The organism is Franzmannia qiaohouensis (genome assembly GCF_031451695.1).
Classification (GTDB): Bacteria; Pseudomonadota; Gammaproteobacteria; order Pseudomonadales; family Halomonadaceae; genus Franzmannia; species Franzmannia qiaohouensis.
Genome location: NZ_JARWAM010000005.1, coordinates 317,596 through 326,990, shown reverse-complemented (window position 1 = coordinate 326,990; position 9,395 = coordinate 317,596). Strand labels below are relative to the sequence as shown.

10 protein-coding genes and 1 rRNA gene are annotated in these 9,395 nt (G+C 66.9%); 9 read left to right on the top strand and 2 right to left on the bottom strand.

Annotated features, from left to right (window positions below; all coding sequences use genetic code 11):
- Positions 1 to 85, top strand: a 5S ribosomal RNA gene (gene rrf, locus QC821_RS21745); the annotation flags it as partial.
- A gap of 142 nt (positions 86 to 227) precedes the next feature.
- On the opposite strand, the gene hisC is transcribed toward rrf, so the two are convergent.
- Positions 228 to 1,292 carry a histidinol-phosphate transaminase gene (gene hisC / locus QC821_RS09040; protein WP_309719919.1) on the bottom strand — a complete coding sequence of 355 codons (1,065 nt, stop codon included), beginning with the start codon at positions 1,290 to 1,292 and terminating at the stop codon, positions 228 to 230.
- Positions 1,293 to 1,419: 127 nt separating this feature from the next.
- On the opposite strand from hisC, the gene QC821_RS09035 reads away from it, so the two are divergent.
- The 6 genes from QC821_RS09035 to mnmH all read left to right on the top strand — a co-directional run bounded on the left by QC821_RS09035 (position 1,420) and on the right by mnmH (position 7,739).
- A complete protein-coding gene (locus QC821_RS09035; RefSeq protein ID WP_309719916.1) occupies positions 1,420 to 2,304 on the top strand; it encodes an AEC family transporter in 885 nt (294 codons plus the stop codon).
- Positions 2,305 to 2,377: 73 nt separating this feature from the next.
- Positions 2,378 to 3,487: an alkene reductase gene (locus QC821_RS09030; protein WP_309719912.1), complete on the top strand. Its 1,110-nt coding sequence runs from the start codon at positions 2,378 to 2,380 to the stop codon at positions 3,485 to 3,487.
- 105 nt (positions 3,488 to 3,592) lie between these two features.
- Entirely contained in the window at positions 3,593 to 4,042 is a 450-nt protein-coding gene (locus QC821_RS09025; protein WP_309719910.1) for a copper resistance protein NlpE N-terminal domain-containing protein, read from the top strand.
- A gap of 115 nt (positions 4,043 to 4,157) precedes the next feature.
- On the top strand, positions 4,158 to 5,537 hold the full coding sequence (gene radA / locus QC821_RS09020) for a DNA repair protein RadA (protein WP_309719908.1): 1,380 nt from the start codon (positions 4,158 to 4,160) through the stop codon (positions 5,535 to 5,537).
- 46 nt (positions 5,538 to 5,583) lie between these two features.
- Positions 5,584 to 6,621 carry a selenide, water dikinase SelD gene (gene selD, locus QC821_RS09015; RefSeq protein ID WP_309719905.1) on the top strand — a complete coding sequence of 346 codons (1,038 nt, stop codon included), beginning with the start codon at positions 5,584 to 5,586 and terminating at the stop codon, positions 6,619 to 6,621.
- On the top strand, positions 6,618 to 7,739 hold the full coding sequence (gene mnmH, locus QC821_RS09010) for a tRNA 2-selenouridine(34) synthase MnmH (RefSeq protein WP_309719902.1): 1,122 nt from the start codon (positions 6,618 to 6,620) through the stop codon (positions 7,737 to 7,739). Before selD ends, mnmH begins: the two co-directional genes overlap by 4 nt.
- Here the strand turns inward: mnmH and QC821_RS09005 are convergent.
- Positions 7,692 to 8,384, bottom strand: coding sequence for a type 1 glutamine amidotransferase (locus QC821_RS09005; protein ID WP_309719900.1), 693 nt, complete (start codon positions 8,382 to 8,384; stop codon positions 7,692 to 7,694). The two genes, mnmH and QC821_RS09005, sit on opposite strands and share 48 nt — an antisense overlap.
- Before the next feature lie 65 nt (positions 8,385 to 8,449).
- Here QC821_RS09005 and QC821_RS09000 point away from each other — a divergent pair, with 65 nt between their 5' ends.
- Positions 8,450 to 8,746: an MGMT family protein gene (locus tag QC821_RS09000; protein WP_095623401.1), complete on the top strand. Its 297-nt coding sequence runs from the start codon at positions 8,450 to 8,452 to the stop codon at positions 8,744 to 8,746.
- Positions 8,747 to 8,795: 49 nt separating this feature from the next.
- The gene (locus QC821_RS08995; protein WP_309719895.1) at positions 8,796 to 9,395 is read left to right on the top strand and encodes a YjaG family protein; all 600 of its coding nucleotides are present in this window, start codon (positions 8,796 to 8,798) and stop codon (positions 9,393 to 9,395) included.

Sequence of the window (9,395 nt, the reverse complement as noted above, 5' to 3'; positions counted from 1 at the left end):
ATCCCTTGCCGAACTCAGCAGTGAAACCGCTCAGCGCCGATGGTAGTGTGGGGTCTCCCCATGTGAGAGTAGGTCATCGTCAGGCACCTATACCGAGAAAACCCCAAGCATCCTGTGCTTGGGGTTTTTTCATATCCAGACGCCCCAGTCTCGAGAGAGATCGGGGCTTCGCTATTACCAGAACCCCAGCTTCGAAAGAGGCTGGGGTTTCGTGGTTATGGGCTAAGTCAGCCCGGCTGGCGGCAGAGCCCTTCGAGGGCTTCGATCAGGCTGTCCATCTCATCGTCGGTACCGATGGAGATACGCATGAAGTCGCGCAGTGCTTCGGTGTTGAAGTGTCTCACCAGGATCGCACGCTCACGTAGTCCGGCGAATAGCTGGGCGGCGTCGACCTGGGGGTGTCGAGCGAGCACGAAATTGGCCTGGGACGGCAGCACCTCGAAGCCTAGCTCGCTCAGGCGCCGACGGGTGCGCTCGCGGGTGGTGATGACCTTCTCGCGGCACGCCTCGAAGTGTTCGGTGTCCAGCAGGGCGGCGACGCCGGCGGCATTGGCGATGCTGTCGATGGGGTAGGAGTTGAACGAGTTCTTGATGCGCTCCAGGCCCTCGATGAGCTCGCGGGAGCCAATCGCATAGCCGAGCCTGAGGCCTGCCAGGCTGCGCGACTTGGAGAAGGTGCCGGTCACCAGCAGGTTGGGATAGCGGGATACCAGCGGGACGGCGCTCTCTCCGCCGAAGTCGACGTAGGCTTCATCCACCAGCACCACGCACTCACGAACACGCTCGAGCAGTGCGGCGATCGCCTCGCGGCCATGACCGTGGCCGGTTGGTGCATTGGGGTTGGCGAAGATCACACCTCCGCTGTCGGCACTGAAGGCTTCCAGCGGCACTTGCCATTCGTCGCCCAGTGCCAGGGTGCGGTAGTCGATACCGTACAGCCGGCAGTAGACCGGGTAAAAACTGTAGGTGATGGCCGGCATCGATAGCGGCTTGTGCTGGCAGAAGAAGGCCTGGAAGGCCAGTGCTAGCACCTCATCGCTGCCGTTACCGACGAACACCTGGTCGAGCTCGACGCCGTGGACGTCGGCAAGCGCCTGGCGCAGGGCAGTGGCCTCGGGGTCGGGATAGAGTCGCAGATGATCGATGGGGTAGTCGCGCAGCGCCTGCTCGACGCCGGGCGCCGGCGGGTAAGGGTTCTCGTTGGTGTTCAGCTTGATCAGCTGTTCGCGTGGCTGCTCGCCGGGCACGTAGGGAGTCAGCTCCCGGACGATCGGGCTCCAGAACTTGCTCATGGTCACTCGCATAGACAGGGGGCGCATGGGCGCCTGTGGATAGCACTTTGGTCATGGTGACGCGGCCTCGGGCGCAGCGCAAGCACCGGTCATGCTAGGCTGTGGCGCTCTGCACAGGGAACGCTCGATGATTGCTCAAATTCTCGCCACGCTGCTGCCGGTGTTTCTGATCGCCGGCTGCGGAACGCTGTATGGGCGCTTCCGCACCCCGGACATTCGCGGGCTCAATACGCTCAACATGGAGCTGTTCGTTCCGATGCTGGTGTTTGCCGTCCTCGCCGACGGGCAGGCGCCGCTGGAGGAGTATGCCGGCCTTGCCGCCGCAGCGGCCATCGTGGTGCTGGGGTCGGGGCTGTTGCTGTGGCCGTTGGTCAAGTGGCTGGGCCTGGAGCCCAAGACCTTCCTGCCGCCGATGATGTTCAACAACTCCGGCAATATGGGAATCCCGCTGCTGGTACTGGCCTTCGGCGAGGCGGCGCTGCCCGCGGCGGTGGTGGTGTTCATCGTCGAGATGCTGCTGCATTTCTCGGTGGGGCTGTACATGCTCAACCCGCGAACGCCGATGTGGCGTCTGCTGCGCATGCCGATCGTGCTGGCCAGCATCGCCGGCCTGGCGGTCAACCTCAGCGGCGCGATGCTGCCCGGCTGGCTGCTGGAGACGCTGCACATGCTGGGCAGCGTCTGCATTACGCTGATGCTGTTCGCCCTCGGCGTGCGCATGCTCGACATCGACTTCGGCGACTGGAAGACCGGGGCGCTGGGGGCGGTGCTGTGCCCGCTATCGGGGCTGATCATTGCCGCGCCGCTGGTCTGGCTACTCGATCTGACCGGCCTGCAGGCGGCGACGCTATGGGTATTTGCCGCCCTGCCACCGGCGGTACTCAACTACCTGGTCGCTGAACAGTACCGCCAGGAGCCCCAGAAAGTCGCCTCCTTGGTGCTGATCGGCAACCTGGGCAGCCTGGTGGTGATGCCGATCGTGCTGGGATTGTTGTTCGCTTACGGAGGCTGAGTGAACCGAGGCCTTGATTAGCCCTCTAACGATCTCCATCTATACAGGCACACGTTCACTACAAGGAATCACGATGGCTTATTCGACCTTGTTGTCGCCACTGACCGTTGGCAGCCTCGAACTGCCCAATCGAGTGATCATGGCGCCGCTGACCCGGGCGCGCACGCCGGACGGCGTGCCTGGCAAGCTGCAGCAGCGCTACTATGCCCAGCGCGCCAGTGCCGGGCTGATCATCAGCGAAGCCACCAATATCTCGCCCACTGCCCGCGGCTATGTCTATACCCCTGGGATATGGAGCGATGAGCAGGTGCTGGGCTGGAAGGGCGTGGTCGATGCCGTGCACCGCGAGGGTGGGCGTATCGCCCTGCAGCTATGGCACGTTGGCCGGATCTCGCATGAGTCGGTACAGCCCGGCGGTCAGGCACCGGTGGCGCCCAGCGCGCTGCGTGCCGAAGGCGCCAACTGCTTTATCGAGTTCGAGGACGGTAGCGCCGGCCAACACCCGACCAGTACCCCTCGCGCACTGGAGACCGACGAGCTGCCGGCGATCATCGCCGACTATCGCCATGCGGCTCACAACGCCAAACGCGCCGGCTTTGACATGGTCGAGGTGCATGCCGCCAACGCCTATCTGCTGCAGCAGTTCATGGCCACCGGCAGCAACCGCCGCAACGACCGCTACGGTGGCAGCGTGGTGAATCGCGCGCGGCTGGTCCTGGAAGTGGTCGATGCGGTTTGCGAGGTAATGGGGCCTGGCCGTGTTGGCATCCGTCTATCGCCGTTCATCGAGATCTTCGGGCTGCAGGACGATGAACCCCAGGCGATGATCGACTATCTGGCCGAGCAGCTGTCGCGCCGCGGTATCGCCTATGTGCACATCAACGAGCCGGACTGGACCGGCGAAGGGCCGCAGTTGAGCGACGACTTCCGCCGCGGACTGCGTGAGCAATTTAGCGGCACCCTGATCTACTGCGGCCACTACACGGCGCCGCGCGCAGAGGCGTTGATCGAGAACGACCTGGGCGACGCCGCGGCCTTCGGCAGGCCGTACATTGCCAATCCCGATCTGGTCGAGCGCTTTGCCGAGGATGCCGAGCTCACTGAGCCGGATCCGGCGACGTTCTATGGTGGCGGTAGCGAAGGCTATACCGATTACCCGCGGCTGGCCGAAGCCACCGCGTGAACATGGCAGGCGCGCGGAACTGTCCGTGCGGCGTGCTTGTCGGTTATGCTGTGAGGTAGTGGTCGCGGTTCGCGACACTTAGGCCCAATGGTTAGGAGGACTCTCATGCGAATCAGGACGTTGCTGGCCGGTTCCGCCGTGCTTGCCGTGATGGCGGGCTGCGCCGCCGGCCCGACGGAAGGCCCCGCGCCGGACATGGCCGCAGACGGGGAGGCGGTCTATCAGGGCACGCTACCCTGCCGCAACTGTGCCGGCATCGACATCGATGTGCGGATGATGGGCGATGAGCAGAGCGCCGACGAGGAGCGTACCTTCGCTCTCGAGGCCAGCTATCGCGAACATCCCCAGGATCCGCCCAGCGAGAACTATACCGGGAACTGGGAAGTCCTCAGCGGCAGCGCCGATGACCCCAACGCCACCGTCTACGAACTGACGCCGGCAAACGAAGGGCAGATCTACTACTTCCTGCGCGTGGATGACACCACGCTGGAACTGATCGACCCCGAGCGCCGGCGTTTCGAGAATAACGACATGCTGCAGCTGCAGCGTCAGTAAACGACGCATGCGGTAGCACAGCGGGGCGGCCTTCGGGCCGCCCCGCTGCGTTGCGGGAGTCGGCGCCGTGGGCCCCGGCTGCTAGAATGCACCCTCGTTTGCATGGGATGCCAATATGGCCAAGGCGAAGAGTGCGTTCGTATGCACCGAGTGCGGTGCCGAGTACAGCAAGTGGCAGGGCCAGTGTTCGAGCTGCCGTGAATGGAACACCCTGAGCGAGGTGCGCCTGGCCTCGGCGCGGCCGGGTGGCGGTGCCGCGCCGTCGACCACTGGCCGCAGCGGCTACGCCGGGATCGTGTCCCGCGAGGTAATCCACCTGGCAGCGGTGGACCTCAGTGAAGTGCCGCGCTTCTCGTCGACCTTCGGCGAGTTCGATCGCGTGCTCGGCGGTGGCCTGGTGCCGGGCTCGGCGGTGCTGCTCGGCGGCCACCCGGGGGCCGGCAAGTCGACCCTGCTGCTGCAGACCGCCTGCAAGCTGGCCCAGCACAAGTCCGCCCTCTACGTTACCGGCGAGGAGTCGCTGTCCCAGGTGGCGATGCGCGCCCACCGCCTGCAGCTGCCTACCCAGGGGCTGAAGATGCTGGCCGAGACCAGCGTCGAGACGATCCTCGCCGTCGCCGAGCGTGAACGCCCCGAGGTACTGATCATCGACTCGATCCAGACCATGCACCTCGACGATATCGCCTCGGCGCCGGGAGGCGTGGCCCAGGTGCGTGAATCCGCCGCAGCGCTGACCCGCTTCGCCAAGCAGTCCAACACCGTACTGTTGCTGGTGGGGCACGTCACCAAGGACGGCTCGCTGGCCGGACCCAAGGTGCTGGAGCATATGATCGACGCCTCGCTGCTGCTCGAGGGCGGCGCCGACTCGCGCTTCCGCACCCTGCGCGGCCAGAAGAACCGCTTCGGCGCGGTCAACGAGCTGGGCGTGTTCGCGATGCTCGAGCACGGCCTCAAGGAGGTCAAGAATCCCAGCGCGATCTTCCTCTCGCGCAGCGAGGAGCAGAGCTCGGGCAGCCTGGTAATGGTGGTCTGGGAGGGCACCCGGCCGATCCTGGTCGAGGTGCAGGCGCTGCTCGACGACTCGGCGCTGGGTAATCCGCGCCGCGTGGCGGTGGGCCTCGATCACAATCGCCTGGCGATGCTGCTGGCGGTGCTGCATCGCCATGGCGGCCTGTTCACCGGCGACCAGGACGTGTTCCTCAACGTGGTCGGCGGGGTCAAGGTGCTCGAGACCAGCGCCGACCTGGCGGTACTGCTGGCAGTGGTGTCGAGCCTGCAGAGCCGCCCGCTGCCCCGCGAACTGGTGGTATTCGGCGAGGTCGGCCTGTCCGGTGAGATTCGCCCGGTGCCGAGCGGTCAGGAGCGTATCGTCGAGGCCGCCAAGCACGGCTTCACCCGCGCCATCGTACCGCGCGGCAATGCGCCCAAGAGCTCGCCGCCGGGTATGCAGGTGATCGCCGTCGACAAACTCGCCGAAGCGATCGAGGCGCTGTGATGCCGTCAGCTAGACTCAATTCAATCACTGCCGCAAGGAGAGCCCGATGAGTGCCATTCGTCTGACCCAGTACAGCCACGGTGCCGGCTGCGGCTGCAAGATCGCCCCGGACGTGCTCGACAGCATTCTCGCCAAGGCTGGCCCCGGCGCCGGCCACAAGCGGCTGATCGTCGGCAACCAGGGGCGCGAGGACGCCGCGGTTTACGATCTCGGCGACGGCCGCGGGATGATCGCCACCACCGACTTCTTCATGCCGATCGTCGATGATCCCTTCGACTTCGGCCGCATCGCCGCCACCAATGCCATCAGCGATGTCTATGCCATGGGCGGTACGCCGGTGCTGGCGCTGGGCATCCTCGGCTGGCCCCTCGACAAGCTGGGTGCCGACATCGCCGGCGACGTGGTGGCCGGGGCCCAGGCGGTGTGTCGCGAGCTGGGTCTGGCGCTGGCCGGTGGCCACTCCATCGATGCCCCGGAGCCGATCTTCGGCCTGGCAGTCAACGGCCTGGTCGATCTCGAACACCTCAAGCTCAACAACGCCGCCAAGCCCGGTGACCTGCTCTACCTGACCAAGCCGCTGGGCGTCGGCATGCTGACTACCGCCGAGAAGCGGGGGCTGATCCAGGCCGGCCATCAGGGCCTGGCCCGCGAGACCATGCTCAAGGCCAACGACATCGGCATGGCGCTGGCCAAGGTCGAGGGCGTGCACGCCATGACCGATGTCACCGGCTTCGGTCTGGCCGGCCACCTGGCCGAGGTGTGCACCGCCAGCGGCGTGGCCGCGCGGATCGATTTCAAGCAGCTGCCACGCCTGGCCGAGGCCGAAGCCTACCGCCGCCAGGGCGCGGTGCCGGGGGGTAGCGACCGCAATCGCCAGGCGCTGGGTGAAAGCCTGCCGGCGATGGACGAGGCGCACTGGCAGTGGCTGTGTGACCCGCAGACCTCCGGCGGCCTGCTGCTATCCGTACACCCCTCCTGGGAAGACGACGTCGAGCGTATCGGCCGTGCCCACGGCATCGAACTGCAGCCGTTCGGCGAGGTGGTCAAGGCCGACGGCCCGGTACTGATTCGGGTGAGTCGATGAGCGAGCTGCCGCAGGTCTCCCCTGACCTGGCCTTGCTGAGCGAGGGCCGTACGCTGATCGACGTGCGCGCTCCGGTAGAGTTTGCCCAGGGTGCCCTGCCTGGCGCCGTCAACCTGCCGCTGATGGACGACGAGGAGCGCCACCGGGTGGGGATCGCCTACAAGCAGCGGGGGCAGGCGAGCGCCATTGCGCTGGGCCAGCAGCTGGTCAGCGGCAGCCTCAAGGCGAGCCGCGTCGAGGCCTGGCAGCGGCTGCTGGCCAGGCACCCGGACGCCATCGTCTACTGCTTCCGCGGCGGGCTGCGCTCCCAGGTCGCCCAGCAGTGGCTGGCCGAGGCCGGCCTGGAGCGGCCGCGCATCCGCGGCGGCTGGAAGGCCATGCGCCAGGCGCTGTGTGCACGCATCGATGCCGCCGCCGAACAGCCGTTGCTGGTCGTGGGCGGCCTGACCGGCTGCGCCAAGACGGCGCTGATCCAGCGCCTGCCCGGCGGTCTGGACCTGGAAGCGTGCGCGCGGCACAAGGGCTCGGCCTTTGGTCGCCATCCGCTGCAGTCGCCCTCGCAGATCGACTTCGAACACGACATGGGCCGCCGGCTGCTGGCACTCCCGGGGCCGCTGGTGGTGGAAGACGAGTCACGCCATATCGGTGTGGTCAATGTGCCGCTGACGTTCTGGCACGCCATGCAGCAGGCGCCGCGGGTTCGCGTCGAGATGCCGCTGGACTGGCGGCTGGCGCAGATTCGCAAGGATTACATCGATGACCTGTGGGAGGTATATCGCTCGCAGTTCGGCGAGTGGCTGGGCTGGGCGCTGATGCGCAAGCAGCTGGCCTCGTCGCTGGCGCGACTCGCCAAGCGGCTCGGTAGCGCCCGGCTGGCGCGGCTGCAGCGTCTTCAGCAGTTGGCCTTCCGCGAACATGCCCATGGCGACCGCCAGGCCCACGAGGCGTGGCTGGCGCCGCTGCTCACCGAGTACTATGACCCCATGTACCGCCATCAGCTGGAGAAGGGCGAACAGGCGTTTCTCCACGTCGGCGACTGGGACAGCTGCCTGGCCGCGGCCCGCGACTGGTCAGCCAGGCACGCTGCGCAGCCAGTCGAGCAGCACGCGGTCGAGTAGCGAGGCGAGCTGGTCGAAGCGCCGCGGTTCGCCGAGGATCTCGTCGCGGGGTTGGATGAAGCGCCGATTGGCGTCGGCTGCCAGCTCGGGCTGTGCGTCGAGATGTGCACGCACGCTGGGTTCGGTGGCTTCGAGGTGGCACTGCAGCGCTACCACCCGGCCAGCGTCCCAGCTGAAGCCCTGCACCGGGCTGGCGGCGCTGGCGCCGAGCGGTAGCGCGCCTTCGGGAAGGCCGAAGATGTCGCGGTGGCACATGAAGGCCTCGAACTGCTCGGGCAGGTCGAACGGGCTGTCCTCGGCCAAGGTGACGCGATGAAAGCCGAGCTCCGGGTAGGTGCCCGGCGAGACGATGGCCCCCAGGCCCTCGGCGATCAGCCCGGCGCCGAAGCCGACGCCGAGCAGCGGTTTGCCGCTCTTCAGCGCACGCTGGATCAGCTTGCGCTCGCGGCTGAGCCAGTCGGCGTGGGTCGGGTCGAGATCGAGCGGCGCATCGAGCACGATCAGCGCGTCGCAGTCCTCGAGCCGCGGTGGCGCCTCGCCGCGGTGCAGCAGGCAGCCGTTGTAGCTGTGACCCATGCCGGTCAGCCAGTCGGCGAACCGTGCGGGGCCCAGGTGGTCGGCGTGTTGCAGAAAGTAGATGTGCATATCGATCCATGATGAACACGCCGCCGCGTGACTGTCCAGCGGCGGCGAGATGATGGAGGTGGCTAGTGGCCAATGCTGCGCTGCTTGAACAGATCTACACCATCGTCGCGCAGATACCTGCCGGCCGCGTGACCACCTATGGGCGGGTCGCCAAGATGACCGAAGGCGCCACCCCGCGCATGGTCGGCTCGGCGATGCGCCATCTGCCCGATGGCCACGGCCTGCCCTGGCATCGCGTGATCAACGCCACGCGTCGCGTAACCGATCACGGCGGTGCCCAGCGCCAGCGCGACAAGCTGCGCGCCGAAGGCGTGGTGTTCGACGCCAGTGGCCGCGTGCCCACCACCCTGCTGTGGCCTTGAGCCCGCTTTTCGTACACGGTGGCCGAGATCGCCACCTCAAGGAGATATCATGAGCGCCTCCGCCCCCGGCTTCAATCAGCGCCTGCGCCAGCTCGGCCCTCGCCAGCGTCAGGCCTTCATGGCCGCGCTCTGCGAGCGACTGCTGCCCAACTATGCCCTGTATGCCGAGAACAGCGGACACGGCGACGTGCGCGGCCTGCGGGTGATTCTCGACCTGGTGTGGGAGTCGCTTGCGGTGCGCGAGGCGAAGATCGACTTCGAGCGCCAGGCCGACAAGCTCGCCGAGCTCGAGCCGCCGGCCAGCGATGACAGCTTCGGGGCGCGGCGGGCGCTTGAGGCGGTGGTGGCGCTGTCGGCGCTGCTCGATACCCTGCGCGGTGATGCCGAGGAGGCGGTGTTCGAAGTCAGCCTCAGCTCCCGCGGCGGGGTGCGCGCCTTCATCGAGCTGAGCGAAGGCGAAGAGGACGATGCGCGGCTGGCCGAGCTGGTGCGCACTCACCCGCTGATGGAGGATGAGCAGGCTTTCCAGGGCGAGGTGCTGGACAGCGTCGAGCGCCACCCGCTCGACCGCGACACGCTCAAGGCGCTGCGCCAGCTGGGGCGCAACGACGGGATCAGCAACCTTGGGCTGTCACTCGACGACGCGTGA